A 25,539-nucleotide genomic window follows, 5' to 3' on the forward strand; every position below is an offset into this window, starting at 1 on the left:
GCGCGTCGAAGGATCAAGCCCGGGCAGGACGGCGCGGAGGGAGCGCGGACCCGGGAAACCTCGGGCGAAACTGTTTCCCACAAAGTTACGCTTACGCTGGGTATGCTTAACCCGGTTGCAGGAGATTTTTTCGTATTCGGGACAGTGGAGCTCCCCCGGCTTCCGACACATCGTTTCTGGATGCCCCCATGACCGCTGGTTCGTCGCAGACGAACATCGCTTCCATGACGCGGGGGGACTCCCCGCGCGCGAAGCGGGGGGCCTCTTCCAGTCGCATTCCGCTGCTCGCCGGGGGTACGCTGGCGGCGGCGTCCCTGGCCTTCCTGGCCTCCATCGTCACGATCTTCTTCGTCCTCGTGCAACTCGAGCAGAAGATGGCCGAGGTCTCGCGGGAAAACTCCCTGTGGGACTGCTACCAGCTCGACCGCGAAGCCGTCCGGACCCTGAGCGCAGTGGAGGCGGCTCAGAACCGGATCGGGCTGGTGACCCGGGACGACCTCGACCGGATCACGTCCCGCTACGACATCCTCTACAGCCGCGTGCGGACGATCGACGCCAATCATCGCCTGCACACGATGAACTACGACACGTCCATCATCGACAAGGTCGAGGCGGTGAACGCGGCCATCCTGGGCATGGCCCCGGCCTTCGACGGGCTCGAGGCGAGCCGCGACGTGCTGGCGCAGCTTTCGAGCCTGCGCACCACCTTGTCGAACATCATCACCGTCACCGGCGGCCTGCTCGGCTCCGTGCACCAGCACGGGACCGAGCGAACCTACCGGCTGCGTGACGAGACGATCAGCCTGCATCGCTTCCTGGCCTTTGCCGTCGCCGGCCTCGCCTTGACCATGCTGGCGGTGAGCTACGGGATCTGGCGGCAGATGAGGGCCTCGTCCGAGGCGCGCGCCAAGATGGAGCGCGTGGAACGGGAAAATCTCGAGAAATCGCTGGCGCTGGCCCAACGCGACGAGCAGGCCGCCCTGATGAGCCGCGAGGCCGCGCTGGCCGAGCAGATCGCGGCGTTCACCAACCGGATGAACGCCTCGGTGACCAGCCTCGCCTCGATGATCGAGGGCATCACCGGGCAGTGCATGACCATGGCCAAGGCCGCGGAGCGGGCCCGCCTGGGATCGCGCGAGGCGGCGGATTCCTCGGCCCGGGTCGCCGAGCACGTGTCACGTGTCGCCCGCTCGGCGGACTCGATGTCCGACGCCGTCCGCGACATCTTCCGCAAGACAGTGGAGACGGGCCGGACCGCGCACGGCGTCCACGACGATGCCGACCGCACGGGCGAGACCATTCGCGACCTCGTGGCGGCCGCGGCGCAGATCGACTCCGTCGCGCAGCTCATCGCCGAGGTCGCCGGCCGGACGAACCTGCTGGCACTCAACGCGACGATCGAGGCGGCGCGAGCGGGCGAGAGCGGCCGCGGTTTCGCCGTCGTCGCCGGCGAGGTGAAATCGCTGGCCAACCAGACCGCCAGCGCGACCTCCGAAATCGCCCGGCAGATCGAGGCCATCCAGACCGCGACCTCGTCCTGCGTCGCGGCGATGGACAACATCCGCCGCCGCATCGTGTCGCTGGGCACCATCGGCGAGCAGATCTCGCTGATCACCAAGGACCAGAGCCAGATGGCCGAGGGCGTCGCCACGATGATCAACGACGCCGCCGCCGAGACGACCCGGGCCTCCAGCACCGTGGGCTCGGTGATGGAGGCCACCGAGCGCGCCAACGCCGCGGCCGAGGCCGTGCTGGGCCTCATGGTGAGCGTCAACGAGGAAGGCCGCCGCATCCGCCGCGAGATCGAGACGTTCCGCGCCTCCGTGGGCGAGCCATTCGGATCCAGCACGGCCGCCTGACGCGACACGCCTACCGGGAGGCCGCGTGCGCTCCTATATTGGGGCCATGCCAGTCCTCTCCGTCCTCGACCTCTCGCCGATCGTCGCCGGCTCCGATGCCGGCGCCGCGCTGCGCAATTCGCGCGACCTGCTGCGCCATGCCGAGGCGCTCGGCTACCACCGCTACTGGATGGCCGAGCACCACAACATGCCGGGCATCGCGAGTTCGGCGACGGCCGTCGCCCTCGCCTACGCCGCGGAAGGCTCGACCCGGATCAGGATCGGGGCGGGCGGCATCATGCTGCCGAACCACGCGCCGCTGGTGATCGCCGAGCAGTTCGGCACGCTGGCATCGCTGTTTCCCGGGCGGGTCGACCTCGGGCTGGGGCGGGCGCCGGGCACCGACCAGATGACCGCGCGCGCCCTGCGGCGGACGCTGGCGGGCGGCGGCGCCGACACGTTTCCCCAGGACGTCCTGGAACTCATGGCCTATTTCGAGCCGGCCGAGCCCGACCAAGGCATCCGGGCGGTCCCCGGCGCGGGCACGCGGGTTCCGGTCCTGATCCTCGGCTCGAGCCTGTACGGCGCGCAGCTCGCGGCGGCGCTGGGCCTGCCCTTCGCCTTCGCGTCGCACTTCGCGCCGGGTGACCTCGACGAGGCGCTGCTGATCTACCGCCGCACGTTCCGCCCCTCGGCGACGCTGGAGCGGCCCTATGCCATCGTGGCCTGCAACGTCCACTGTGCCGACACCGACGAGGAGGCGCGCTTCCTGTTCACGTCGCAGCAGCAGTCGTTCGTGAACCTGCGGTCAGGCCAACCCGGCCCGCTGCCTCCCCCGCGCGAGGGCTTCCTGGAGACGCTGGATCCGGCGTGGCGCGCGATGCTGCTGCGGACGCTGACCTTCGCCTTCGTCGGGTCGCCCGCCACCGTGCGGGAGGGCCTGCGCGGCTTCGCGGAGCGGACGCAAGCCGACGAGATCATCGTGGCCGGCGCCATCTTCGACCATGAGGCGCGCAAACGCTCCTACACGCTGGCCGCCGAGGCCGCGGCGGGCCTCACGCGCGCCGCCGCCTAGACACCCGCTCGCCCTCCAGCGCGCCGTAAAGCGGGCATGGCGCCCTGACCGGCACCGGATGCCGTCGGGTCCGCACGTGCGCCGGCGATCAGCCGGACGGCCGTGCGAAGCGCGCGATGTCGCGTTCGATCCGCTCGGCGACCGGCCTGCGGTAGTGCGAGTCGTCCCAGAACAGCTCGGCCGCGGCCCAGGCCGGGTCGCCGTCGCGGTAGTCGAGGAGGACGGTGCCCGGCCGGCGACCGACGACGGCGTGCAACGCCTTGCGGCAGGCTTCGTCGACCCGCGCCGCGGAGCTCGCGGGCTCCGGATGCCGCGACAGGTGCACGGGCGGTCTCACGAGGACGACCCGGGTGGTCTCCGGCACGGCCGACAGCATCGCCCCGAGCCGCTCCACCCCTGCGAACCGGGCGGGCACGGGGCCCGCCGCGCCCGCGGGACGGCTCGCCGCCAGCGCCGGCGGCGTCCAGGTCCGCCCCGCCTCGTAGTCCCAGTAGCCGTCGTCGGGCCGGCTCAGGCGGCCGCGGGCCGCCAGCGTGATGCGTTCGGCCGCGGCGCCCACCGTGCGCGTGTTGAACAGGCCGGCGAGGTAGGGGGCCGTCGCCGTGTCGTAGAGCCAGAAGGGGAACGGGTTCGTCTGGAGCAGGCCGCTGCCGCCGTGGCACTCGAATTCGTCCACGCCGAAGACGAGCAGCGCCGGCGCCTGGCGTCGATGGCGCATGAACCAGGCGAGCAGCGCCTCCTTCTCGCGCACCCCGGAGCCGGGAACCGTCAGGGAGACGGTCTGCAGGCCCGTCGCGGCCTTGAGGCGGTCGGGCGACAGCAATTGGACGTGGGAGTTGCCGAAGATGGCGGCCTCGTAGCGCGGATCGCGCGCCCTGGAGACGTGGGCGAACCGGGGGCTGTCGGCGGGCGTCCCGCGCAGGCCGGTCGCCACGGGCCGGCCGGTGTCGTAGGGGTCGATGACGGCCACCAGCGCCAGCGCGGCGATCGGGAGGGCGACGACGCCGAGCGTCGCCCGCCGGAGCCATCGGCGCCAGCGGACGGCGGGGCCGCCCGGTTCGACGGCGGAGGCGATCTTCGCGGTGGGGACCATGGAGGCGTCCGGGCCAGTGATGCCCGGACGCTTAGCATGCCACAACCTAGGGTTGTATAGCCGTCGACCGCCCGGCCTCAGGCCGGCAGGCGCTTGTCGTAGTCCTGCTTCAGCCGTCCCCAGCCGTCCCAGAACGGGCCCTCGGGATCGATGCCGTTCGCCCGCGCGACCAGGATGTCCAGGTGGGCGTGCCAGCCCGCACTGACGTTCAGCATCATGGTGCGGCTGGGCAGGCGGCGGTGGATCACGGTGAGCATCACCTTGTCGCCGACGGGCTCGAGGTCAAAGGACACGTCGCCGCTGCCGTCCCAGGTGAAGGCGAGCCGGCGCGGCGGATCGACCTCGGTGAGCACGCTCTTCATGCTGTGCTCGGCGCCGAAGCCCTCGGGCCTCGTGCCGGGCGGCGAGGTCAGCTGGTCGTTGCGCCAGGTGAGCTCGAAGGCTGCTCCCACCCGCAGGTCCATGTCTCCGTCGGCCAGCCAGCGGCGGCGCAGGTCGGCGTCGGTCAGCCAGGCCCAGCATCGCTCGATCGGCCCGGGCAGAAGGCGCTGGATCTTGACCGTGGCGGGCTCGGTGAGCGTGCCGTAGGCGGCGGGCCGGGAGCCCGTCGTGGCGGTGTCGTTCATGGCTCGTGTCCTTCCTTCGAGGTGCCGGCATCCTCCTCGCGGAGAAGCCGTTCGAGCACGTCCAGACGATCGGTCCAGAAGCGTTCGTAGAAGCTCAGCCAGGCATGGGCGCTGGCCAGCGGACCGGGTGCGAGGCGGCAGACATGGGTGCGTCCCCTCACCTCGCGGCGAATGAGGCCGGCGTTCTCCAGGGCCTTCACGTGCTTGGAGGCCGCGGCCAGCGACATGGCGAACGGTTCGGCGAGCTGCCCGACCGTCTGCTCGCCCCCGGCGAGCTGCAGCAGCATGGTGCGCCGCGTGGCATCGCCGAGCGCATGGAAGACGGTGTCGAGCTGGACGTCGTGTTGTTCAACCATACGGTTGAATATAGGGGCGCGCGGATTGGATTGTCAACCGAATGGTTGAATGAACCCGATGACCTGGTGTCGTCTAGCTCGCCGCGCCGAACTCGCGCCGCAGTTGGGCCCAGCGGCGGCCCGTCTCGCGGCCGCCTTCCACGTGGCCTTCCGGCGCCTGCGTGTAGGGCGGGCGCGGCGGGCCGCTGCGGACCAACCCCGAGCCCTCGAGGCGGCCATAGGCGATGGGCACGTTGTAGTCGACGAAGTTCTCGAGCTTGCCGCCGGGGAACATGGCCGACTGGGCCCAGGCCATGCGCTCGGCGATGTGGTCGGCCCGCGGCCAATCGCGGTCCATGACGGCGCGCTCCAGGGCGATGAGAGGCTCCACCCCGTCGGCGGCGTTGCCGGTCCAGCAGGCCACGGCCTCGTCGGGGTGGCGCTGGGCGAATGCCGGCCAGGCGGCATCGATCGGCAGCACGCGGATGCGCCCTTCCACGGCGGCGATGTCGTCGGCCATGCCGGGACCGCCGATGTGCTTGGTGGCGACCACGCCCGGGATGCGGCTGAGTTCGGCATAGACCGGCGTCGGGATCTTGCCCTTGAAGGCGAGGTGGTTGTCGTAGATCACCACCGGCACGCCGGGCAGGGCCTCGGCGATGTCGCGGTAGTAGCGCAGGATCCCGGGGGCATCGAGTGCCATCCACATGGGTCGACCGAGGAACAGGCCATGGGCGCCGCGGGCGAGCACCGCCCTCGCCCGGGCGATCGTGTCGCGGGTGTTGAGCGTCGTGACGCCGGCGAAGAGCAGGCCGCGGCCCGCCAGGGTGTCGGCGACGCAGGCGGTGAAGGCCTCGTGCTCGCTCGCCGTGAGGGACGCGCCTTCGCCGAAGCTGCCGTTGGTCATCAGGATCGTCACGCCGCCGGAGACGATGCGCTCGACCATTCTGGAGGTCTCGTCGAAGTCGACGGAGTTCTCGCAGGACCAGTGGTCGGCGTCGGGGGTAGACGGGGTCGGGATGATTCCGACGATGCCGCGGATGGCGTCGACGGTGACGTGGCCTTGCATGCGCCTCAACTCCAGATGCTTGCCGCCCAGGACGCGGCGGCGCAGAGAGTGCCCCGCGCAAAGCCTCCCTGCCACCTCTTTCGACGTCGCGGGCCCCGGCCTTGACCCTTCCTTAAGCGGCGAGGGCCACGCTCATGCCGCAACCGACCGTTAAAACGGTTCGAAACAGGACAACGCCGGCTTGACCGTAAGCCCGGCGTCGGGGATGTGGTTGGTCTCTTGCAATCGTTGTGCGGGACACGACTTCGGGGGGTGGGGATGCGACTGACGCGGCGTGCCGTCCTGGCTGCAGGCGCCGGAGCATTGGTCGGGGGCCGAGCGGCCGCCGACGTCAACATGAACAATCTCCTGGCGCCGCGCTGGTTCGGAGCCGCGGAGCTGGAAGACCGGGCCCGCAGGCTCGCCCAGTTCCCGCACGATCCGCCGGGCCGGCGCGTTCCCGCGTCGATCAACGGGCTCGACTGGGATGCCTGGCGCGAGATCCGCTTCAAGCCCGACGGCAACCTGCTGGACAGCCCCAACAGCCGATTCCGCCTGCAGGCCTTCCATCTCGGCCACCTGTTCAAGCGCCCCGTCCGGCTGAACCTCGTGCGCGGCGACGTGGCGGAGCCGATCGCCTATTCGGCCAACGACTTCGACTACGGCCACCACGCCTTCGATCCGCCGCTGCCGGCCGACCTCGGCTATGCGGGCTGGCGGATGAACTACCCGCTGAACAAGCCGGGCGTGATGGACGAGCTCATCTCCTTCATCGGCTCGAGCTATTTCCGCCTGCTCGGACGCGGCCAGGTCTACGGGCTGTCGGCCCGCGGCCTGTCGATCGGCACGGGGCGGCTCGACAACAACGAGGAGTTTCCCTTCTTCCGCGAGTTCTGGTTTCGCGCGCCGGAGGAAGGCGCCGACCCGGCGAACGACAAGCTCGTGTTCCACGCCCTGCTCGACAGCCCGTCGATCACCGGGGCCTATTCCTTCGAGCTGCATCCCGGCGACGTGTCGCGCATCGACGTCAGCGCGACGCTCTTCGCCCGCCGCCGCATCGAGGACCTGGGCATCGCTCCGCTGACGTCGATGTACTTCATCGGCGAGAACGACCGTCACTACAACGACCGCAACCGGTACGACGACTACCGTCCGGAGATGCACGATTCGGACGGGCTGAAGCTGCACCTGGCCGACGGCCGGTGGATCTGGCGGCCGCTGCGCAACCCGCAGATCCAGGAGCTGTCCTACTACCACACCACGGACCTGCGCGGCTTCGGGCTGATGCAGCGGGACCGGGACTTCAGCCACTACCAGGACATCGACCTCGCCTATCAGCAGCGCCCCAGCTACTGGATCGAGCCCAAGGGGAACTGGGGCCCGGGCCGGATCGAACTGGTCGAGCTCGCCACCAAGGACGAGACCGCCGACAACATCGTCGTGGCCTGGCTGCCCAAGGAGGCCATCGAGCCCGACAAGCCGATGACCTTCGCCTACACCCTCCATGCCGGGCTGGACTTCTCGAAGCTCTCGCAGCTCGGGCGGGTGGAGCACACGTTCAACGCGCCGGTCGGCGCGCTCGGCGCCGTGCGCGAGCAGAAGCACCATGGCGCGCGGCGCTTCCTGATCGACTTCGCCGGCGGCGAGCTCGACCGGCATCTGGCCAAGCCCGAGAGCCTGCAGGTCGTGGTCAACGTGACCGGCGGCAAGACCATCCGGTCCTTCGTCACGCCCAATCCCCAGCTGCCGGGCGTCCGGGCCATCCTGGACGTGAAGGGCTTCCCCACCGACACGATCTACATCGACGCGCATCTGCGCGCCGGCGACGTGCCGGTCACCGAGACGTGGAGCTACCGCTGGAAGGTGGAATGACCCGCCCTTCAGGCGGGGTGGCGGGCGTTCCAGTCGCGCGCATAGGCGCTGCAGTTGGCGTCGAGCTCGGCCATGTCCAGCACGCCGGCCGGGCGCACCCGGGTCGGCCCGTTCGCGGTGAAGGGGATGTAGCGCTGGTGCGCCACGCGCCACAGGCGGCGTAGTTCCACCAGCGGCTCGGGGCTGTCGTCCACCCGGATGTCGATGGCGGGATAGGCCTCGGTGGTCCACACGCGGATGGCCGCGGACTGCTTGCCCCGCTTGTCTCCGCCGGCCACCTGCCCCGCCTCCAGGGCGGTGATCAGCCGGTCGTCGAAGTCGAGGTGGTGCGAGGCCTCGTAGGTGCGCAACGTGGCCGCGACCACCTCCGGGCCCGCCAGCATGTTGCCGGCCACCGAGACGTTCGGCGCGCTGACATGGCCGGCCCAGTCCACGCAGCCGCGCCCGGTATGGGCGGCGATCCGTCCTTCACGGTCGATCACGTGCATCTGGCGGATGTCGACCCCCTCGTCCGCCGCCGTGACGATCGCCACGATCTCGTCGGCGGGACGGCCCTCCTGCAGCAGCTTCATGCCGTCGACCCCGTAATACGGGTTCATGAAGGCCTGCGTCGCGAGCGCCCCCAGCCGGCCGCCGCCATAGGGCACGCGCGCCCCCACTCCGAAGGCGCAGGTGGTGACGGCCACGGCATAGGCGCCGGTGGCGGGATCGCGGGCGACGATGGACCAGGTCATGGCAGTGCTCATCCGTTGCGGTTGACGCCCGGAGTGGAGCACGGACGCAGGCCCGTGACGAGTGCGTGGGACGCCGGCCGCTACTGCGTCAGCGTGGGCACGCGCACCTTGCTGGCGATCGCGTCGGCGAGCTTGGTGACCATGTTGGAGTTGCCGTCGGTGAGGGTGCCGCCCACCATGAAGCCGGGCCACTGCTTGATCGTCTGCCAGCCGTTGGCCAGCCCGTCGCGGTCGTTCGTCGACAGGTCGGGATTGCCGAAGAAGACGAGCAGCTTGCGGGTCTGGTCGATCTTGGCGGCGCTGTCCCACTTGGCCTTCAGGTCGGCATAGGTGCGGGGCATCTTGGTGGCCGCCGGATAGTTCGGGTTCTTCAGGCTCAGGGAATAGCTCGGCTTGTGGGCCGCCGCGTCGGTCCAGACGACGACGGTGGGATAGACCGCGTCGAGCGGCTTGGTGCCGCCGGTGGACGGTGTGTCGCCGACCTTCGCCCAGGGGCTGTCGATGGCCTCGTTGACGCATTCGAGCCCCGACTCCGGCGTGTCGCCGCCCCCGTTGGCCGTCTCCGGGTTGACGTAGCCCTGGAAGGTCGTGCGCTCCGCGGGAAGGTTGTAGAAGTTCGACGCCTTCATCGGCGGCACGTCGCCGACATAGGTCCAATAGTCGGAATCGGTGGGCTTCGACGTCTTCGTGGCGTACTTCGTTCCGTTCCAGTACGTCACGTTGTAGCTGGACGTGCCGTTCATGTAGTTGCCGCCGTAGTCGCGGTAATAGATCGCGCGCACGCGCATCGCGTCGAACTTTGGGATGCCGCGGCGCACGAGCTCGTCGTTCAGGTTGGACTCGAGATTGAGCGCGTTGTTCTTCACCGCCGTGAGCGTGTTCGACATCGAGCCGGTCGCGTCGATGCAGAAGACCAGGTCGAGCTGGCGCACGTCGGGCTTGGCGATGGCGGCCTTGGTGGTGACCGTGGCCGACATCGAACCCACGCCGACGATGCTCGCCACCTTCATCGGCACCTGGATGTTGATGTTGGCGGTGATGGTGTTGCCATCCGCCGACAGCGTGAAGCTCGCCGACTTCACGTTGGGCAGGGTGTCGGGGCCGAGCTGGGCCTCGAAATAGCGCTGCGCGATCGCGGGGCGCAGGGTGTCGGCGTCGTTCAGCCGGGCCGCGGCGAGCACCGCCGTGTCGGCCGCCGACTGGATCTTGAGCACGTTGCGCGTGGTCGTTCCGTAGTCGAAGCCGATCCCCGCCATGCCCACCAGGGCGACCGTCATGAGCGCGAAGGCAGGCGCGAGCGCGCCGCGCCTGTCATCGGCGAAGCGTCGCAGTGTCCGGACGGTCGAATGCGGCGTCATGCTCGCGTCTCCACCCCAATCGGGATGGAGCAACCGTAGATTGATAAATTTAAAGATCACTCAATCTGCGGATGTGAATTCGTTGATCCGTCACAATTCACTCAAACCTTTGGCAATGCTGGCCGCGGCGATCCCGGCGAGGCAGAGCACCGAGACGCGGCGATGCAGTTTCGCGTCGCCGCGATGGAAGCCCTGGGCGCCGCACCACGTGCCCACCCACATGACCGGCAGGGCCACGATGGACAGGACGACGGTGTCGCGTCCCATCAGCCCAACCGCGGCGGCGCTGCCCAGGGCGGCGACCGACGTGGCCAGGAAGAACACCAGCAGCGAGGCCCGCACCTGCAGCCGGCCCAGCGGCGAGGTCATGTAGAACGCGACGGCGGCGGGACCCGGCATCGCGGCCACCCCGTTGCACAGCCCGGCGGCGAGCCCCATCGCGATCGTCCACAGGCGCCCGGGAACCGCGGAGAGGCCGAAGCCTCCCCCCACCAGGATCGCCGCGACGAGGGTCAGGAGCCCGATCACGATCCGCGCGCCCGAGGCCGGCGCGACGCTGAGCAGCGCGACGCCGAACGGCGACCCGATCGTCGAGCCAACGATCAGCCAGCGCAGCGACGGCCAATGGCAATCCCGCGAGGCCGCGGGAAAATCGAGGATCCCGCCCAGGAACTGCAGGCCCAGCGCGAGGGCGACGGCGCTGGAGGGCGAAATGAACAGGCTGAGCAGCGGCACGGCGGCGATGGCGAAGCCGAACCCCGTGAAGCCGCGCAGCGCCGCGGCCGCGAACACCACGGCCAGCGCTTCGGCCAGGCGATCGAGCGAGGGCAGCAGACCGAGCCAGTCGTGAAGGGCCATGCACGTTCCTGCAACCGCCGGCACGAGGGACCGGTCCGACGACACCGCGCGGAGAGGCGCGATTCGCCCGCCGCGCGGCGGCCGGACGATACAGCCTTTCCGGGCCGGCATGGCGGCGGCCGCGGCGCGACGCTCAAGCCCGGCGCGCTGGTCGCAGACGCGCTAGCGAGTGTCGCCCGGACGGCTTGCCACGGGATCGGAATGTTTCGACCATCCCTGTCGAGGGGCGTCTCCACTGGAGGCGATCGAGGGGCTGGCCGCGACGCGCGAGGACGGTCATGATGGCCCGACAAGCGCCGAAAACGGCCGAGACATCACGGAGGGGACCATGACCAACGACATCCACGACCAGCATATCCGCACGTTGGGCCGCCAGCTGGCCGACGGCTCGATGAACCGGCGCGAATTCGTTCGCTTCGCGACCCTGCTCGGCATGGCCGCACCGGCCGCCTACGCCGCCGCCGGCCTCGCGGCGCCGACGGCCGCCCGCGCGCAGTCCATGCCCAAGGGCGGCGTGTTGCGCATCGGCACGCGCGTCAAGGAGATCAAGAGCCCGCACACCTATTCGTGGGGCGGCTACGACTCCAACATCTCCCGCCAGGTGCTCGAATATCTCACCTTCACCGACGAGAAGGGCGTCACCGGGCCGGGCCTGTTCGAGAAGTGGTCGGTCAGCCCCGACCTGAAGACCTGGACCTTCAACGTCCGCAAGGGCGTGAAGTGGCACAACGGCCAGGAGTTCACGGCCGACCACGTGATCTGGAACCTGAAGCGCGTGCTCGATCCGGAAGTCGGCTCGTCGATGATCGGCCTGATGAAAGGCTACCTGCTCGACGACACCACCGTGAACGGCAAGGCCTCGACCAAGATCTGGGACGCCAACGCCATCGAGAAGGTCGACGACCACACGGTGCGCATCAACTGCAAGCTGCCGCAGGTGGCGGTGCCGGAGCACTTCTTCCACTACCCGATGGCCATCATGCACCCCGACAGCAAGGGCGTGTTCCAGGTGGGTTCGGTCGGCACGGGGCCGTTCACGCTCACCGAGTTCGACCTCGGCAAGAAGGCCGTGCTCAAGGCCCAGAAGGGCTACTGGGGCGGTGACGCCTTCATCGACACGATGGAGCAGATCGACATCGGCGACGACGCCAGCGCCGCCATCGCCGCGCTCGCCTCCAAGCAGCTGCACGGCCTCGTCTTCGCCGATCCCGGCCAGTACGACGCGCTCAAGGCGCTGCCGCACCTGGCCTTCTACGACGTGCCGACGGCGGAGACCGGCGTCATCCGCATGCGCTGCGACGCCAAGCCCTTCGACAACCCGAAGGTGCGCAAGGCCATGCGCCTGGCCATCGACCCGGAGGTGGTGCTGAAGGTGGCGCTGCGCGGCCTCGGCGTGACCGGCGACCATCACCACTGCTCGCCCGCGCATCCCGACTATGCGGCGATCCCGCCGATGAAGCGCGACGTGGCTGCGGCGAAGAAGCTGCTCGCCGAAGCCGGCTACGCCAACGGCATCTCGGCGGAAATCATCGTCCCCAACGACCACGCCTGGTTCCAGACGCAGGCCGAAGCCTGCATCGAGATGTGGAAGGAAGCCGGCATCACCATCAAGCTGTCGCCCATGCCGGGCGCGGCCTACTGGGACGTGTGGACGAAGGTGCCGATGGGCACGACCATCTGGTACCACCGCCCGCTGTCGATCATGTGCCTGGGCCTCGCCTACCGCACCGGCGTGCCGTGGAACGAGTCCGGCTACTCCAACAAGGAGTTCGACGAGATCCTGACGCAGGCCGAGGGCACCATCGACCTCGCCAAGCGCAAGGAGCTCGTGGCCAAGCTCGAGACGATCATGCAGGAGGACGGTCCGCTGGTGCAGCCGGTGTTCCGCTCGACCTTCACCTTCATGGACAAGCGCGTGAAGGGCTTCTCGATGCATCCGACGAACTACATGTTCGGCTGGAAGATGGGCCTCGAGGCCTGATCCAAGCCCGAGCTTGACGGCAAGAATCGACCGGCCGACCATCGCGTCGGCCGGTCCGTTCCGGCCCGGGCGGGAGTTCCCATGCTGAGGTTCGCGGCGCGACGCCTGGCCAGCCTGCTGCTGACGCTCGTCGCGGCATCCTTCCTCGTTTTCGCCGTCACCGAGTTCTCGCCCAGCAACGTCGCGCGCAAGACGCTCGGGCCGTTCGCGCTGCAGAACCAGGTCGACATCCTCTACGAGAAGCTCGGGCTGTCCGACCCGCTGCTGGTGCGCTACACGCGCTGGGCGGGCGTGCTGCTCGGGCTCAAGGCCGATCCGCTGCAGGATCCCGCGCTGAACCTCAACTTCAAGGATCCGCGCGGCGACAAGTACTTCGGCAACTTCGGCTATTCGACGCTGTACAAGGCGCCCGTGAACGACGTCATCTGGTCGCGGCTCGGGGCGACGGCGACGCTGGCCGGGATCGCCTTCGCCATCATCGTGCCGCTGTCGCTCGCGTTGGGCGTGCTTGCCGGCATGCGCGAGGGCAGCGCGCTCGACCGGACGATTTCCGTCTTCGGCATCGTCAGCACCTCGATCCCGGAATTCGCGTCGGGCGTCTTCCTCGTCGCGATCTTCGTCGTGGTGCTCGGCTGGCTGCCCGGCACGAGCCCCCTCGACCCCGGTTCGGGGTGGCCGATCTGGTCGCAGCTCGTGCTGCCGGTGGCGGTGCTCGTGCTCTATGACGCCGGCTACGTGGTCCGCATGGTGCGCGGCTCCATGGCCGAGGTCATGAACAAGGGCTACGTCCGCACGGCCTTCCTGAAGGGCCTGCCGATGCGCACGGTGGTGATGCGGCACGCGTTGCGCAACGCCATGATCGCGCCCTTCACCGTCATCCTGCTGCAGATCAACTTCCTGATCTCCGGCGTCGTCGTGACCGAGATGGTCTTCGCCTATCCGGGCTTCGGCCGCATGATCCTGGACGCCTCGCTGTTCGGCGACATCGCGCTGATCGAGGCCGCCACCCTGATCGCCCTCACCATCGCCATTGCCACCCAGCTCGTCAGCGACATCGGCTATGCGCTGCTCAACCCGCAGATCTCCCTCAAATGAGCGCCGCGACCGACAAGGCCTCCACCGCGGTCGCCGCCGTCCCCCGGAAGGCACCCGGCCTGCTGCGCCGGCTGCCGACGTCGCGCGTGGCGATGGTGGGCCTGGCCCTCATCCTGGTCTGGGTGGTGCTGGCCCTGCTCGCCCCGTTCCTGCCGCTGGACCCGCCGAACAAGCAGGACCTGATGGCGCTCGCCAATCCCCTGCCCTCGGCCAAGCACTGGCTGGGGACGGACTTCAAGGGCCGCGACATCCTCTCGCGCCTGATCTGGGGAGCGCGGACCGTCCTGACCGTGGCCCCGGCGGCCGCCCTGTGCGCCTACGTCGTCGGCTGCCCGCTGGGGCTCGCCGCCGGCTATTTTGGCGGCTGGGTCGACACGGTCATCAGCCGCGCCTCGGACATCATCCTCTCCTTCCCGATCATCATCCTCTACGTAATCCTGATCGCGAACATCGGGCCCTCCGTGCTCAACATCGTGCTGGCCGTGACGCTGACCGCCGCGCCCGGCATCGCGCGCATCGTGCGCGGCCTCACGATCGAGCAGCGGCATCTCGACTACGTTGCGGCCGCGCAGCTCCGGCGCGAAAGCGCTCTTTGGATCATGTTCGTCGAACTCCTGCCGAACTGCAGGGGGCCGCTGATCACTGATTTCTGCCTGCGGGTCGGCTACACGATCATCACCATCGGCATCCTGGGCTTCCTGGGCCTCGGCCTGCCGCCGCCCGACCCGGACTGGGGGACCATGGTGAAGGAAGGCACGGCCATGATCTCGGTCCGGCCGCACATGTCGCTCTTCCCGGCCATGGCCATCGTCAGCCTGATCCTGGGCTTCAACCTGCTCGCCGACGGTGTCCGCGAGCTGTCGCTGCGGGAGTAGCGCCATGGCCGGCGATGCGCTGCTCACCCTCGACCGCGTGCGCGTGGACTACCACTCCGCCCTCGGCGTGGTCACGGCGCTGCCAGACCTGTCGCTTACCATCCGCAGGGGCGAGAGCTACGGCATCGTCGGCGAATCCGGCTGCGGCAAGTCCACGCTGCTCATGGCGATCCTGGGCTATCTCGGCGCCACGGGCCGCGTGTCGCGGGGCCGGATCGACTTCGACGGGATCGACGTGGGCACCGCCTCGCGCGAGGCGCTGGCGCGGATCAGGGGCCGCGGCATCTCGATCGTCTACCAGGACCCCAACGCCGCTCTCAATCCCACGCTCACCATCGGCCGGCAGCTCGTCGAGGTGCCGATGCTGCACGAGGGCCTCGACGAGGCGGCGGCACGGCAGAAGGCCCGGCGCATCCTCTCCGACGTGCACCTGCCCGACCCCGACGCCGTGATGGCGCGCTACCCCCACCAGCTCTCGGGCGGGCAGAAGCAGCGCGTCGTGATCGCCATGGCGCTGCTCGCCAACCCCAAGCTGCTGCTGCTCGACGAACCGACGACCGGTCTCGACGTCACGGTGGAAGCCGCGGTGCTCGACCTCGTCAATGAGCTGCGGGAGAAATACGGGACCACCCTGCTCTACATCTCCCACAATCTCGGCGTCATCGCGAAAGTCTGCGACCGCGTGGGCGTGATGTATCTGGGCGAGCTCGTCGAGGAAGCGCCGGTGCGCGAGCTGTTCGCCCACCCCCGGCATCCCTACACGCGCCGCCTGCTGGCCTGCGTGCCACGCCTCGACACGGACAAGCACGAGACCTCGTTCCTGCCGATCCCCGGCCAGCCGCCGGCGCTCGCCGCGCGCCCTCCGGGCTGCCCGTTCGGTCCGCGCTGCGCGGGCTTCGAGGAGCGCTGCGCTGCCGGGCCGGTGCCGGCCGAGGCCGCGGGCGATGGCCACGCGGTCCGCTGCCTGCGCTGGCGCGAGGTGGACGGCTTCGACGCCGGCGCCAACGAGGCCGTGCGGCCCGCCCCCGTGCAGCCCGAGACGGTGCTGGAGGCGCGGGACCTCTCCAAGGTCTACGCGCTCGGCAATGCCTTCTTCGGCATGGGCGCGACGCGCCAGCTGGTGGCGAACGAGGACCTCACCTTCGACGCCAGCAAGGGCGAGATCCTGGCCATCGTCGGGGAATCGGGCTCCGGCAAGTCGACCTTCGCGCGCGTGCTGGCGGGCCTGCAGGACGCCAGCGGCGGCAAGCTGATGGTGCTCGGCCAAGACCTGTCGCGGCTGCCGGCCCAGCGCCGCACGCTGGAGCAGCTGGCCGCCGTCCAGATGGTGTTCCAGAACCCCGATGCGACCCTCAACCCGTCGCACACCGCGGGCTTCTCCATCGGCCGGGCCCTGCGCAAGTTCGGCATCGCGAAGTCCTCCAGGGACGTCGAGACCCAGGTGCACGAGCTGTTCGACATGGTGCGCCTGTCGCCGGAGCTGGCGCACCAGAAGCCAGGGCGCCTGTCGGGCGGGCAGAAGCAGCGCGTCGCGATCGCCCGCGCGTTTGCCGGAGACCCCGCCCTCCTGGTCGCGGACGAGCCGGTCTCGGCGCTCGACGTGTCGGTGCAGGCCGCCATCGTGAACCTGCTGTTGCAGATCCAGGCACGCAAGGCGTCGACCATCGTCTTCATCAGCCACGACCTCGCCCTCGTCCGCCATCTCGCGGACCGGGTGGTCGTCATGTATCTCGGCCGGGTGATGGAGATGGGACCGGTGAAGTCGATCTTCGCTCCCCCCTACCATCCCTACACGGAGGCGCTTCTCGCCGCCGTCCCGGTGCCGGATCCCTCCGTCAGGCAGAAGCACCTGCGGCTGCAGGGAGAGCCGCCCTCGCCCATCGACGTTCCCAAGGGATGCCGGTTCGCGGGACGCTGCCCGCGTCGCATCGGACCCGAATGCGACGCCACCCCGCCGCCGCTGCGCGATGCCGGGGGCGGTCATTTCATCGAATGCCACATCCCGATCGAGGACCTGCGCAACGCCGCCCCGGTGCTGGGTCCGGAGGGTTGAGGCCGCGCCCGGACCACACCTTCATCACGCAAACAGTTACATGACACAGAAGAGTGTCCAGAAAGTCGTCAAGGACACGCGCCACATACTTGCTTCGCATAGTGGATAGTCTGACGCCTCTACGGTGAGTAGCCGGTTGTTATTGCGGCAGCGCGGCGTTTTCTTGCCCGTTTTCGAGCCAAAATCCACGGGTTGGAAAGGATTCTCGTCCAGGCTGTGCTGAAGCCTCTGCTGGCTGCACACCTATGAGCAGGTCTCCTTCATGTTCGGATTTGGTACTCATTCGCATGCCGCACCGGCCGACGTCGCGAAGGCCATTGATCGCTCGATGGCGGTGATCGAGTTCGATCTGGAAGGGCGGATCCTCTCCGCCAACGCCAATTTCCTCGCGACGATGGGCTATTCGCTGGACGAGATCCGGGGAAAGCACCACAGCATGCTCGTGGAAAGCGACTATGCGCGGTCCAGCGAGTATCGCGCCTTCTGGGAGAAGCTGAAGAGAGGCGAATTCCACGCGGGCGAATTCCGGCGCCTGCGCAAGGACGGCAGCGGGATCTGGCTGCAGGCGACCTACAATCCGATCCTCGACCGCAGGGGCCGCGCCTACAAGGTCGTGAAGTTCGCGACCGACGTCACCGCCCAGAAGGAGCGGCTCGCCGACTTCACCGGCCAGATCGACGCCATCAACAAGTCTCAGGCCGTGATCCAGTTCGCGCTGGACGGCACGATCCTCGACGCCAACGCCAACTTTCTCGCCGTGGTGGGCTACAGCCTCGCCGAGGTGAAGGGGCGCCACCACAGCATCTTCGTCGATCCGGCCGAGCGTGACGCGCCCGGCTACAAGGCCTTCTGGGACAAGCTGCGCCGCGGGGAGTACGACGCCGCGCAGTATCGGCGCCTCGGCAAGGGCGGCAAGGAGGTCTGGATCCAGGCCAGCTACAACCCGATCTTCGACAGCGAAGGCAAGCCCTGCAAGGTCGTCAAGTTCGCGACCGACATCACGGCCCAGGTCAAGGCGGCCCGCATCGAGGAGGTGGTGGCCCAGATCAGCGACGCGGTCGAGGCCGCCCGCAACCGCGACCTGACGGTGCGCGTGACGGCCACGCAGGACGCCAGCCAGAACGTGAAGACGCTGTGCGAGGGCGTGAACAGCCTGATCGACACCATGGCTTCCGTGATCGACGCGGTCGTCAGCGCCACGCAGGAGACGGAGACCGCGTCGGCGGAGATCACGTCGGGAAGCCGCGACCTCGCGGGACGCACCGAGCAGCAGGCCTCCGCCCTGGAGGAGACCGCCGCCACGACGGAGCAGCTCGCAGCCTCCGTGAAGAGCTCCGCGCAGTCGTCGCGGCAGGCCGTGGCCTATGCGGAGGAAGCGCGCGACGTCGCCGAGGAAGGCGGCCGGATCGTCGGCCAGGCCGTGGAGGCCATGACGCGGATCGAACAGGCGTCGGCGAAGATCACCGAGATCACCTCGGTGATCGACGAGATCGCCTTCCAGACCAACCTTCTCGCCCTCAACGCGGCCGTCGAGGCGGCGCGCGCGGGCGATGCCGGCAAGGGCTTCGCGGTGGTGGCCGCCGAGGTCCGGACGCTGGCCCAGAGATCGTCGGAGGCCGCCAAGGACATCGGTGGCCTGATCTCCACCTCCACGGTGGAGGTCGGACAGGGCGTCAAGCTCGTGCGCGAGGCCGGCGCCACCCTGGAACGGATCGTCGGCGCGTCGGCCAAGGTCGCCGGCACGGTCAACGAGATCTCCACCGCCTCGGCCGAACAGGCCAACGGCATCGACGAGATGAGCCAGGCCGTCGCCCACATGGACGAGATGACGCAGCAGAACGCCGCGCTGGCCGAGCAGAGCTCGGCGTCGGCCATGTCCCTCTCCCAGCAGATCGCAGCCCTGAAGTCGATCGTGGGCGAGTTCCGGACGGGATCCGCGTCGATCTCGCACCGCCCTGCCCCCGCTCCGACCGTTCCGGCCCGGCTGCGCGACATGGCGAGCGCCGCCTTCAGCGGCAAGCCCACCGCTCCCAAGGCCGCGACGAAGCCGGTGGCGAAGCGCAAGGTCGAACCGGCCAAGGCTCCGGCGCTCAAGGCGGCCGCTGGCGGCGGGAGCTGGGACGAGTTCTGAGCCCGCGACACGTCGGCGGCGCCCGGGACCCGGGCGCGGCCAGGTGGGTCGCCGCCTGCGCCGATGTGAGCGGCGCGCCGGCCGGGCCGTTCGCGAGAATGGCGAGTCGGGACAGGATCTTGGCGCCGGCGGCTCAGGGCCGGATTCAACCGAAACTGGTTTCAACGGTTTGATTCAACCAGACCGGGCAAGCCCTTCGCGTCACGAGCATTTCCAGCGTCCGCCGATTGTTCTACAAGGCCGCCACCCTTGCAGGACTGCGCCATGACCTCCCAGTCGCTCCGCGCCCTGGAGGCGACGGTCCTGTTCGTCGCCTTCGTGGCCGCCACCTATGCCTTCGGGCTGTACCTCTTCCCCGCGACGGTTGAGGCGATCCGGCGGGAGATCCCGTTCGACTACCAGGTGATGGGCGTCCTCACCGGCGGCATCCAGGCCGGCTTCATGACCTTCTCGGCGGTCGCTGGGTGGCTCGTCCTGCGCTTCGGCGGGATGCGGGTGATCCTGGGCTCGGTGTGGCTCAGCGCGGTCGCCTTCGCCGCCATGGCCGGAGCCGGGGGGCCGGTCACCTTCGGCGTGCTGCTGTTCGTCATGGGCGCGATCTCGGCGACGATCTGGGTCCCGATGGTGGACGTCCTGCGCGACCTCGTTCCGGAACGCCATCGCTCGAAGGCGATGGGAGCGATAGCGGCCGGCACGAGCTACGGCCTGCTGGTGAATGCCTGGCTCGTCGCCAACCTGCTCGATGGCCAGGGCTGGCGGGCCCTCTGGCTGATCGCCGCCGGGCTGACCGTGGCGCTGGCAACCTTCGGCACGCTGCGCCTGCGCAGGCTCGCCGGGCCGGCCGGCGGGCTGCCAAGCGGCGCGGCCGCCCAGGGAACCCTGGCCCAGCGCCTGCGGGCCCTGCCGCGCGGCACCACCGTGCTGGTGCTGTCGCTCATGTTCCTGAATGGGTTGGCCAGCATCCCCTACCAGACGTTCATCTCGCCCTATGTGGAGGCCGAGAGCACGATGGGGCGGGAGGCGGCCACCCTGGCCTGGCGGGTGATCGCGGTGGTCGGGATGTTCAGCGGCTTCCTCTTCGGCGGCCTGGGCGATCGCATCACGCCGCGCCGGGCGCTGGTGGTCTGCTTCGCCGTGATGGCCTGCGGCTTCGTCGTGACCATCGCCGGCGTGCGGCTGAACAGCGTCGCGGTCCTGGCCTCCGGCGCCTTCCTGTTCGCCTTCGTCTACTACGCCATGTTCGGGCTGGTCGCGGCCTACATCGCCTTCTTCTTCGGCGCGGGCTCGGCGGTCGTCTTCGCCGTCGGCAACGTGCTCATGGGGCTGGGCGCCGTCCTGGGCAACGTCATCGGCGACACGCTGAAGGAAGCGACCGGCTCGTTCGAGAGCGTCTACTGGATGTTCGCCGCCGGAGCGGTCGCCTCGCTCGTCATCTCGGTCGTGCTGCCGCGCAGGCTCGCCGCCGCGTAGGACCGCCGTCAGGCGACGGCGGCGCGCACGGCCTCGACCACACGATCCTGCGTCGCCTCGTCCAGGTAGGGATGCATGGGCAGGCTCAGGACCCGCCGGCTGAGATCCTCGGACACGGGCAGGCCGTTTCCGGCCACCGGATAGTGGCGGTAGGCCACCTGCTTGTGCAGGGGCATGGGATAGTAGACCGCCGTCGGCACGCCGGCCGACTTCAGGGTCGCGGCGATCGCGTCGCGCCGATCGCCCGGCACCAGGATGGTGTACTGCGCCCAGACAGACACGTGCCCGTCCGGAACGAACGGCACCTGGCAGACATCGGCCAGGGCGGCGTTGTAACGGGCGGCGACGCGGTTGCGGGCCTCGATCTCGTCGGCGAACACCGCGAGCTTCTCGATCAGGATGGCCGCCTGGATGGTGTCCAGGCGCGCCGTCATGCCGATGCGGACGTTGTCGTACTTGTCGCTGCCCTGGCCGTGGACGCGCAGGCTGCGCATCAGGGCGGCCAGTTCGGCGTCCTCGGTCAGGATCGCGCCGCCATCGCCATAGCAGCCGAGCGGCTTGGCCGGGAAGAAGCTCGTGGCGGTCGCCAGGCCGAAGGTCCCGACCTTGCGGCCGTGGACCGACGCGCCGAAGGACTGCGCGGCATCGGACAGCACCCAGAGGCCCTCGGCCTCGGCCATCGCCACGATCGCGGCGTAGTCGGCGGCGAGGCCGAAGAGGTCGACCGGGATGATGCCGACCGGGCGCAGGCCCAGCGAGCGCGCCGTCTCCAGCGCCTGCCGCAGGCTGGCGGGATCGATGTTGAACGTGTCCGGCGTGCTGTCGACGAAGATCGGCGTGGCGCCGAGCCATGCCACGACCTCGGCGGTCGCGCAGAAGGTGAAGGTGGGGCAGATCACGGCGTCGCCGGGCTTCACGCCCTTGGCCATCAGGACCAGCGCCAGCGCGTCGGTGCCGGAGGCGCAGGACACGACGTGGGTGGCGCCGCAGAACGCGCCGAGCTGGGCCTCGAAGGTCTTCACCTCCGGTCCCATGATGTACTGGCCATGGTCCAGCACCCGCTTGATGGCCGCCTCGACGGCCGGGCCGATCCGCTGCTTCTGGGCAGCGAGGTCGATGAAGGCGATGGGCTCGGGTGCGGCAGGTGCGTTCATGGCCTTGTCCGATGGTCCGGTCTCTCGCCGCGACGACAGGCAGGGCCAGCACTCGCGACTTTCACGATGGCCAAATAGCACGCAAAAGAAGCAGGCGCACGCACGACCTTCCCTCTCGCCGCACCCGGGCAAATGCTGTAACCCGCGACGAGGACCAGGATCGGACATGGCCAAGCATTCGCGGGAGGAGCTGACGTACCAGGGGCTGCTGGCGGCCCTGCGTCACGACATCCGCATGGGCCATTTTCCGCCGGGAGCACGCCTCAAGGTGGCTGAGCTCGTTCGCCGCTACCGAACGGGCGCCATGCCGGTGCGCCAGGCGCTCGTCGACCTGCAGAGCCAGGGGCTCGTCAGCATCCCGGCCAATCGGGGTGCGAGCGTGAGGATCGTCGACGAGCGGCTGGCGGAGAACCTGTGCGACCTGCGCCAGGCCATCCTCGGGCTCGTGTTCCGGCGCTTCGTCGAGCGCGCGACACCCGCCGACATCGACACGCTCGAGGCGCTCGAGGACGACATCGGCCGGGCGGGCTCGATCGACGAGCACATGGTGCGCAACGACCGTTTCTTCGACCACGTCATGGCGGTGGCGGGCAACGCCGAGGCCGCCGACGCGCTCGACCGCACCTGGCCCCTCCTCTATCCCGCCTTCCGCCACTTCGGCCCGCGCGACCTCGGCGCCATCTCCGCCAACCACCGGGCCATCATCGCCGCCGCGCGCGCCGGCGACGGCGAAGCGGCCGCCCGCATCGCCCAGGAGGCGGTGGAGGCCAACCGCCGCTACATCGTCGGCCGGATCAGGGCCGAGCGGGAGGCGGGGTAGCCGTCATCCAACAGCCGGTGCGGTCGGGAAAGGCCTCTCCCTCTCCGCCGTCATGGCCGGGCTTGGCCCGGCCACCCACGACTTCAGAATGCCTCCGGCAAAGTCGTGGATGCTCGGGCCGGAGCCCGGGCAGGACGGGTGAGAGTTGCATGATTCACGTTTCCTCGGCCCCTCACGCCGCCCAGGACGAGCGATCGCCCATGCGCAGGAGGCCCTGCATGTAGCCGATGGCGTGGGCGCGGCCGCGGTGGTTCCAGTCGGTGTCGTCGTCCATGTGGGGCACGTGGTCGTCGAGCAGGAAGCCGTTGAAGCCGGTCTTCTTCAGGAGCGCCATGGCCTCCGCCGGGTCGAAGTTGCCTTCGCCGATGAAGCACTCGGTGAAGTTCGGCACGGTGCCCTTCACGTCGCGGAAGTGGACGTAGAAGATCCGGCCCTTCGGCCCGAAGAAGTTGATCATGTCGCGCACGTTGATGGCGCCGCCCACCATCTCCGAGCAGCAGCCCAGGCACAGGTCGAGGCCCCAGGCGTCGCTGGTGGGGTTGATCTCCCAGGCGCGCTTGAAGTTCTCGACCTTGTAGAACAGCCGGGCGATGCCGCCGAGCATGGGAACCGGCGGATCGTCCGGGTGCAGGGCCATCTTCACCCCCGCTTCCTCGGCGACCGGCAGCACGGCCTTGATGAAGTAGGTGTAGTTCGCCCACATCTCCTCCTCGGTGACGAGGGGCTCGCCGGGGCCGCGCAGCGGCATGGTGTCGAGCCAGCCCAGCCCCGTGGGCAGGAACTTGCGCCACTCGTCCTTGGTCTGCGCGGCGTCGACCACGGCCATGTCGAACTTGGTGCAGCCGGCGCCGCCGCGGCCCGGCGCGAGGCGCTCGGTGCGCCACACCGAGTTCGGCATGAAGTGGAAACCCAGGATCGGGATGCCCGCCCGGCCGACGTTGCGCAGGGTGTAGCAGTAGTTCTCGATCTGCTCGTCGCGCCCCGGCAGACCCAGCATCACCTTGTGGTAGAAGTGGGTGGGGACGTTCTCGATGGCCTCGAGCTCGAGGCCATGCTCCTTCGCGCGCGTGACCAGGGCCCGCAGGTCCTTCTCCTCCCAGCGCGCGTCGCCCGGCAGCGTCGGGTTGTTGAGCTGGAGCGTCGTGACGCCGATCTGCTGCGCGAATTTGAGCTTCTCGTCGGTAAGTTCCTTGAACTGGCCGACGCCAATGCGGATGCCCTTGGCTGACATGTGTTTCCTCCCGAGCTTTGAGCGGATCGTCGAAGACGTGGACGTCACCCCTTGACCGAACCGGCGGTCATGCCCTGCACCATGAAGCGCTGGGCGACGAAATAGAGGATCATCAGGGGCAGCGACGAGATCACCGCCCCGGCCATCAGCGGCCCCCAAGGCAGCACGTCGCTGGTGATGAGGTAGTTGAGCGCGAGCGGCGTGGTGCGCTGCGATTCCGAGGTGATCAGGACCAGCGCCAGCAAGAGCTCGTTCCAGGCGCCCGTGAAGGTGAAGATCGCCACCGCCGCGATGCCGGGCGCCGAGAGCGGAATGACGATCCGGAACAGCGCGCCGAAGCGCGTCAGCCCGTCGATCATGCCCTGCTCCTCGAGTTCCTTCGGCACGCCGCGGAAATAGCCCTGCAGGAGCCAGGTCGACAGCGGCAGCGAGAAGGTGAGGTAGACGAGGATCAGCCCGTGCAGCGAGTTCCCGAGCCCGAGCCGGGCCATCAGGATCGATAGCGGGATGAAGAGCAGCGTCGTGGGCGTGAGATAGGCGAAGAGGATGAGCCGGCCGACGAAGCCACGGAAGCGGTAGCGGAACCGCGCCAGCGAATAGGCGGCGAGCGAGGAAATCACCACCGAGATGAAGGTCACCGAGCCCGCCACCAGCAGGCTGTTGCGGAGGGCGACGAGAAAGCCCTTGTCCTCCAGCAGGATGCGGTAGTTGTTCCAGGTGATGGTCTGGGGCCACAGCGACGGCACGCGGTAGATCTCGCGCGGCAGCTTCAGCGACGTGATGACCATCCAGTAGATCGGGAAGAGGACGAGGAGCACCGCGCAGGCGAGCGCCACGTAGGTGCCGATGCGGGCGAACAGGAGCCGACGGCTGATGCTGGGGGAGCCGGCCATCAGTCCTGCTCCTCGCGGCTCGTCATCATCGCGGTCGCGAAAATGACGAGGATGGCCAGCACCGGCAGCATGGCCACCGACACGGCCGCCGCCTCGCCGAGCCGCTGGGTCTGCATGCCGAAATAGGCCAGGACCGGGAACACCATGGTGGCGTCGGACGGGCCGCCTTGGGTCAGCAGCCAGACGTGCTCGAAGGAGTTCGCGGTCCAGATCGAGGACAGGAGCGTCGTGATGATCACCACCTGCCGGATGCCCGGCCAGGTGACCGCCCTGAAGCGCTGCCAGGCATTGGCGCCGTCGATGCGCGCCGCCTCGTAGAGCTCGCCGGGAATGGTCTGCAGCGCGGCCAGGATGCTGACGAACCAGAACGGGAAGCCGCGCCAGACGGCGGCGACGATCACCGACGGCATGGCGGTCTGGCGCTGGCCGAGCCAGTCGACGATCTCCGGGTAGATGCCGGTCTGCGTCAGCACGAGATTAATGCCGCCGCCGATGGGCTGGTAGAGCACGCGCCAGGTGAGATAGGCCACGAAGGCCGGCATGGCCCACGGCAGCATCAGCATGGAGCGGAACAGCCCGCGCCCCGCGATCTTCTGGGTGACGAGCAGGGCGAGCCCGAGCCCGATCGCGAGCTTCAGGATGTCGCTGACGACGACCAGCACGATCGTGTTGCGGATGGCGCTGAAGAAGGCCGGCGAACCCGCCAGGTAGCGGAAGTTCCCGAGCCCGATGAACACGCCGTCGTTGCCGACCACGCGGTTCGTGAAGGACACCCAGATCGCATAGAAGAACGGGTAGGCGACGAGGCCCAGGAGCAGCAGCACGACGGGCAGCACGAGCCCGTAGGCGAAGAGCTGGTCCTGCGTGGCGGCGGAGAAGCGGGGCTTCGGGCTGGCCGTGCGGGGCTGGGTCATTCTGCGCCCTTCGACCTGGCCGCAACCGCGGCCGGCTCGGGATGAGGACTTCTGAAACAGTTCAACACCAAGAATGGTCCTCATC

At 69.1% G+C, this 25,539-nt stretch carries 21 protein-coding genes; 10 read left to right on the forward strand and 11 right to left on the reverse strand.

Going from position 1 to position 25,539, the window contains the following annotated elements; translation table 11 throughout:
- Window positions 1-188 precede the first annotated feature (188 nt).
- Both Q0Q47_RS02505 and Q0Q47_RS02510 read left to right on the forward strand, forming a co-directional pair.
- Window positions 189-1,859, forward strand: coding sequence for a methyl-accepting chemotaxis protein (locus Q0Q47_RS02505; protein WP_293853904.1), 1,671 nt, complete (start codon window positions 189-191; stop codon window positions 1,857-1,859).
- A gap of 46 nt (window positions 1,860-1,905) precedes the next feature.
- Window positions 1,906-2,913 (forward strand): LLM class flavin-dependent oxidoreductase, encoded by a 1,008-nt coding sequence (locus tag Q0Q47_RS02510; RefSeq protein WP_293854079.1) that lies wholly within the window; start codon window positions 1,906-1,908, stop codon window positions 2,911-2,913.
- An 88-nt stretch (window positions 2,914-3,001) separates the two neighbouring features.
- On the opposite strand, the gene Q0Q47_RS02515 is transcribed toward Q0Q47_RS02510, so the two are convergent.
- The 4 genes from Q0Q47_RS02515 to Q0Q47_RS02530 form a co-directional block, all read right to left on the reverse strand.
- Window positions 3,002-4,006 (reverse strand): hypothetical protein, encoded by a 1,005-nt coding sequence (locus Q0Q47_RS02515; protein WP_293853906.1) that lies wholly within the window; start codon window positions 4,004-4,006, stop codon window positions 3,002-3,004.
- Window positions 4,007-4,083: 77 nt separating this feature from the next.
- Window positions 4,084-4,632: an SRPBCC family protein gene (locus Q0Q47_RS02520; protein WP_293853907.1), complete on the reverse strand. Its 549-nt coding sequence runs from the start codon at window positions 4,630-4,632 to the stop codon at window positions 4,084-4,086.
- Window positions 4,629-4,988 carry a helix-turn-helix transcriptional regulator gene (locus Q0Q47_RS02525; protein WP_293853909.1) on the reverse strand — a complete coding sequence of 120 codons (360 nt, stop codon included), beginning with the start codon at window positions 4,986-4,988 and terminating at the stop codon, window positions 4,629-4,631. Before Q0Q47_RS02525 ends, Q0Q47_RS02520 begins: the two co-directional genes overlap by 4 nt.
- Window positions 4,989-5,061: 73 nt before the next feature.
- Window positions 5,062-6,036, reverse strand: coding sequence for a dihydrodipicolinate synthase family protein (locus tag Q0Q47_RS02530; RefSeq protein WP_293853911.1), 975 nt, complete (start codon window positions 6,034-6,036; stop codon window positions 5,062-5,064).
- Window positions 6,037-6,372: 336 nt separating this feature from the next.
- On the opposite strand from Q0Q47_RS02530, the gene Q0Q47_RS02535 reads away from it, so the two are divergent.
- A complete protein-coding gene (locus Q0Q47_RS02535; protein WP_293853913.1) occupies window positions 6,373-7,887 on the forward strand; it encodes a glucan biosynthesis protein in 1,515 nt (504 codons plus the stop codon).
- Between the two features lie 8 nt (window positions 7,888-7,895).
- On the opposite strand, the gene Q0Q47_RS02540 is transcribed toward Q0Q47_RS02535, so the two are convergent.
- The 3 genes from Q0Q47_RS02540 to Q0Q47_RS02550 all read right to left on the reverse strand — a co-directional run bounded on the left by Q0Q47_RS02540 (window position 7,896) and on the right by Q0Q47_RS02550 (window position 10,837).
- Window positions 7,896-8,621 carry a DUF1028 domain-containing protein gene (locus Q0Q47_RS02540; RefSeq protein ID WP_293853916.1) on the reverse strand — a complete coding sequence of 242 codons (726 nt, stop codon included), beginning with the start codon at window positions 8,619-8,621 and terminating at the stop codon, window positions 7,896-7,898.
- An 80-nt stretch (window positions 8,622-8,701) separates the two neighbouring features.
- Window positions 8,702-9,979, reverse strand: coding sequence for a TadE/TadG family type IV pilus assembly protein (locus Q0Q47_RS02545; protein WP_293853919.1), 1,278 nt, complete (start codon window positions 9,977-9,979; stop codon window positions 8,702-8,704).
- Between the two features lie 90 nt (window positions 9,980-10,069).
- Window positions 10,070-10,837: a sulfite exporter TauE/SafE family protein gene (locus Q0Q47_RS02550; RefSeq protein WP_293853921.1), complete on the reverse strand. Its 768-nt coding sequence runs from the start codon at window positions 10,835-10,837 to the stop codon at window positions 10,070-10,072.
- A 328-nt stretch (window positions 10,838-11,165) separates the two neighbouring features.
- On the opposite strand from Q0Q47_RS02550, the gene Q0Q47_RS02555 reads away from it, so the two are divergent.
- From Q0Q47_RS02555 to Q0Q47_RS02580, 6 genes are all read left to right on the forward strand, one after another.
- Window positions 11,166-12,818: an ABC transporter substrate-binding protein gene (locus Q0Q47_RS02555; protein ID WP_293853924.1), complete on the forward strand. Its 1,653-nt coding sequence runs from the start codon at window positions 11,166-11,168 to the stop codon at window positions 12,816-12,818.
- 81 nt (window positions 12,819-12,899) lie between these two features.
- Window positions 12,900-13,913, forward strand: coding sequence for an ABC transporter permease (locus Q0Q47_RS02560; RefSeq protein WP_293853926.1), 1,014 nt, complete (start codon window positions 12,900-12,902; stop codon window positions 13,911-13,913).
- On the forward strand, window positions 13,910-14,788 hold the full coding sequence (locus tag Q0Q47_RS02565) for an ABC transporter permease (RefSeq protein WP_293853929.1): 879 nt from the start codon (window positions 13,910-13,912) through the stop codon (window positions 14,786-14,788). Before Q0Q47_RS02560 ends, Q0Q47_RS02565 begins: the two co-directional genes overlap by 4 nt.
- Before the next feature lie 4 nt (window positions 14,789-14,792).
- Window positions 14,793-16,841 (forward strand): ABC transporter ATP-binding protein, encoded by a 2,049-nt coding sequence (locus Q0Q47_RS02570; RefSeq protein ID WP_293853931.1) that lies wholly within the window; start codon window positions 14,793-14,795, stop codon window positions 16,839-16,841.
- A gap of 328 nt (window positions 16,842-17,169) precedes the next feature.
- Window positions 17,170-18,972, forward strand: a complete 1,803-nt coding sequence (locus Q0Q47_RS02575; protein ID WP_293853934.1) for a methyl-accepting chemotaxis protein — start codon at window positions 17,170-17,172, stop codon at window positions 18,970-18,972.
- Window positions 18,973-19,236: 264 nt separating this feature from the next.
- On the forward strand, window positions 19,237-20,442 hold the full coding sequence (locus Q0Q47_RS02580; RefSeq protein WP_293853937.1) for a nitrate/nitrite transporter: 1,206 nt from the start codon (window positions 19,237-19,239) through the stop codon (window positions 20,440-20,442).
- 8 nt (window positions 20,443-20,450) lie between these two features.
- Here the strand turns inward: Q0Q47_RS02580 and Q0Q47_RS02585 are convergent, their stop codons facing one another.
- Window positions 20,451-21,596, reverse strand: a complete 1,146-nt coding sequence (locus Q0Q47_RS02585) for a DegT/DnrJ/EryC1/StrS aminotransferase family protein (protein WP_293853940.1) — start codon at window positions 21,594-21,596, stop codon at window positions 20,451-20,453.
- A gap of 166 nt (window positions 21,597-21,762) precedes the next feature.
- On the opposite strand from Q0Q47_RS02585, the gene Q0Q47_RS02590 reads away from it, so the two are divergent.
- Window positions 21,763-22,416: a GntR family transcriptional regulator gene (locus Q0Q47_RS02590; protein ID WP_293853943.1), complete on the forward strand. Its 654-nt coding sequence runs from the start codon at window positions 21,763-21,765 to the stop codon at window positions 22,414-22,416.
- Between the two features lie 172 nt (window positions 22,417-22,588).
- On the opposite strand, the gene Q0Q47_RS02595 is transcribed toward Q0Q47_RS02590, so the two are convergent.
- From Q0Q47_RS02595 to Q0Q47_RS02605, 3 genes are read right to left on the reverse strand one after another with little or no spacing between them, the layout of a single operon-like run.
- Window positions 22,589-23,647, reverse strand: coding sequence for a mannonate dehydratase (locus Q0Q47_RS02595; RefSeq protein WP_293853945.1), 1,059 nt, complete (start codon window positions 23,645-23,647; stop codon window positions 22,589-22,591).
- 44 nt (window positions 23,648-23,691) lie between these two features.
- Window positions 23,692-24,540: a carbohydrate ABC transporter permease gene (locus tag Q0Q47_RS02600; RefSeq protein ID WP_293853948.1), complete on the reverse strand. Its 849-nt coding sequence runs from the start codon at window positions 24,538-24,540 to the stop codon at window positions 23,692-23,694.
- Complete coding sequence (locus Q0Q47_RS02605) at window positions 24,540-25,454, reverse strand: carbohydrate ABC transporter permease (RefSeq protein ID WP_293853950.1); 915 nt, start codon at window positions 25,452-25,454, stop codon at window positions 24,540-24,542. The genes Q0Q47_RS02600 and Q0Q47_RS02605 overlap by 1 nt, the downstream gene beginning before the upstream one ends.
- Window positions 25,455-25,539 lie beyond the last annotated feature (85 nt).

This window comes from uncultured Alsobacter sp. (genome assembly GCF_945952055.1).
GTDB lineage: Bacteria > Pseudomonadota > Alphaproteobacteria > Rhizobiales > Beijerinckiaceae > Alsobacter.

Excerpts from the sequence above, each read along its gene's own strand:
- Q0Q47_RS02530 (WP_293853911.1), bottom strand. The coding sequence starts at position 6,036 with ATGCAAGGCCACGTCACCGTCGACGCCATCCGCGGCATCGTCGGAATC.
- Q0Q47_RS02535 (WP_293853913.1), top strand. The coding sequence starts at position 6,373 with ATGAACAATCTCCTGGCGCCGCGCTGGTTCGGAGCCGCGGAGCTGGAA.
- Q0Q47_RS02520 (WP_293853907.1), bottom strand. The coding sequence starts at position 4,632 with ATGAACGACACCGCCACGACGGGCTCCCGGCCCGCCGCCTACGGCACG.
- Q0Q47_RS02545 (WP_293853919.1), bottom strand. The coding sequence starts at position 9,979 with ATGACGCCGCATTCGACCGTCCGGACACTGCGACGCTTCGCCGATGAC.
- Q0Q47_RS02555 (WP_293853924.1), top strand. The coding sequence starts at position 11,166 with ATGACCAACGACATCCACGACCAGCATATCCGCACGTTGGGCCGCCAG.
- Q0Q47_RS02575 (WP_293853934.1), top strand. The coding sequence starts at position 17,170 with ATGGCGGTGATCGAGTTCGATCTGGAAGGGCGGATCCTCTCCGCCAAC.
- Q0Q47_RS02585 (WP_293853940.1), bottom strand. The coding sequence starts at position 21,596 with ATGAACGCACCTGCCGCACCCGAGCCCATCGCCTTCATCGACCTCGCT.
- Q0Q47_RS02580 (WP_293853937.1), top strand. The coding sequence starts at position 19,237 with ATGACCTCCCAGTCGCTCCGCGCCCTGGAGGCGACGGTCCTGTTCGTC.
- Q0Q47_RS02540 (WP_293853916.1), bottom strand. The coding sequence starts at position 8,621 with ATGACCTGGTCCATCGTCGCCCGCGATCCCGCCACCGGCGCCTATGCC.
- Q0Q47_RS02590 (WP_293853943.1), top strand. The coding sequence starts at position 21,763 with ATGGCCAAGCATTCGCGGGAGGAGCTGACGTACCAGGGGCTGCTGGCG.
- Q0Q47_RS02570 (WP_293853931.1), top strand. The coding sequence starts at position 14,793 with ATGGCCGGCGATGCGCTGCTCACCCTCGACCGCGTGCGCGTGGACTAC.
- Q0Q47_RS02505 (WP_293853904.1), top strand. The coding sequence starts at position 189 with ATGACCGCTGGTTCGTCGCAGACGAACATCGCTTCCATGACGCGGGGG.
- Q0Q47_RS02550 (WP_293853921.1), bottom strand. The coding sequence starts at position 10,837 with ATGGCCCTTCACGACTGGCTCGGTCTGCTGCCCTCGCTCGATCGCCTG.
- Q0Q47_RS02525 (WP_293853909.1), bottom strand. The coding sequence starts at position 4,988 with ATGGTTGAACAACACGACGTCCAGCTCGACACCGTCTTCCATGCGCTC.
- Q0Q47_RS02510 (WP_293854079.1), top strand. The coding sequence starts at position 1,906 with ATGCCAGTCCTCTCCGTCCTCGACCTCTCGCCGATCGTCGCCGGCTCC.
- Q0Q47_RS02560 (WP_293853926.1), top strand. The coding sequence starts at position 12,900 with ATGCTGAGGTTCGCGGCGCGACGCCTGGCCAGCCTGCTGCTGACGCTC.
- Q0Q47_RS02515 (WP_293853906.1), bottom strand. The coding sequence starts at position 4,006 with ATGGTCCCCACCGCGAAGATCGCCTCCGCCGTCGAACCGGGCGGCCCC.
- Q0Q47_RS02565 (WP_293853929.1), top strand. The coding sequence starts at position 13,910 with ATGAGCGCCGCGACCGACAAGGCCTCCACCGCGGTCGCCGCCGTCCCC.
- Q0Q47_RS02595 (WP_293853945.1), bottom strand. The coding sequence starts at position 23,647 with ATGTCAGCCAAGGGCATCCGCATTGGCGTCGGCCAGTTCAAGGAACTT.
- Q0Q47_RS02605 (WP_293853950.1), bottom strand. The coding sequence starts at position 25,454 with ATGACCCAGCCCCGCACGGCCAGCCCGAAGCCCCGCTTCTCCGCCGCC.
- Q0Q47_RS02600 (WP_293853948.1), bottom strand. The coding sequence starts at position 24,540 with ATGGCCGGCTCCCCCAGCATCAGCCGTCGGCTCCTGTTCGCCCGCATC.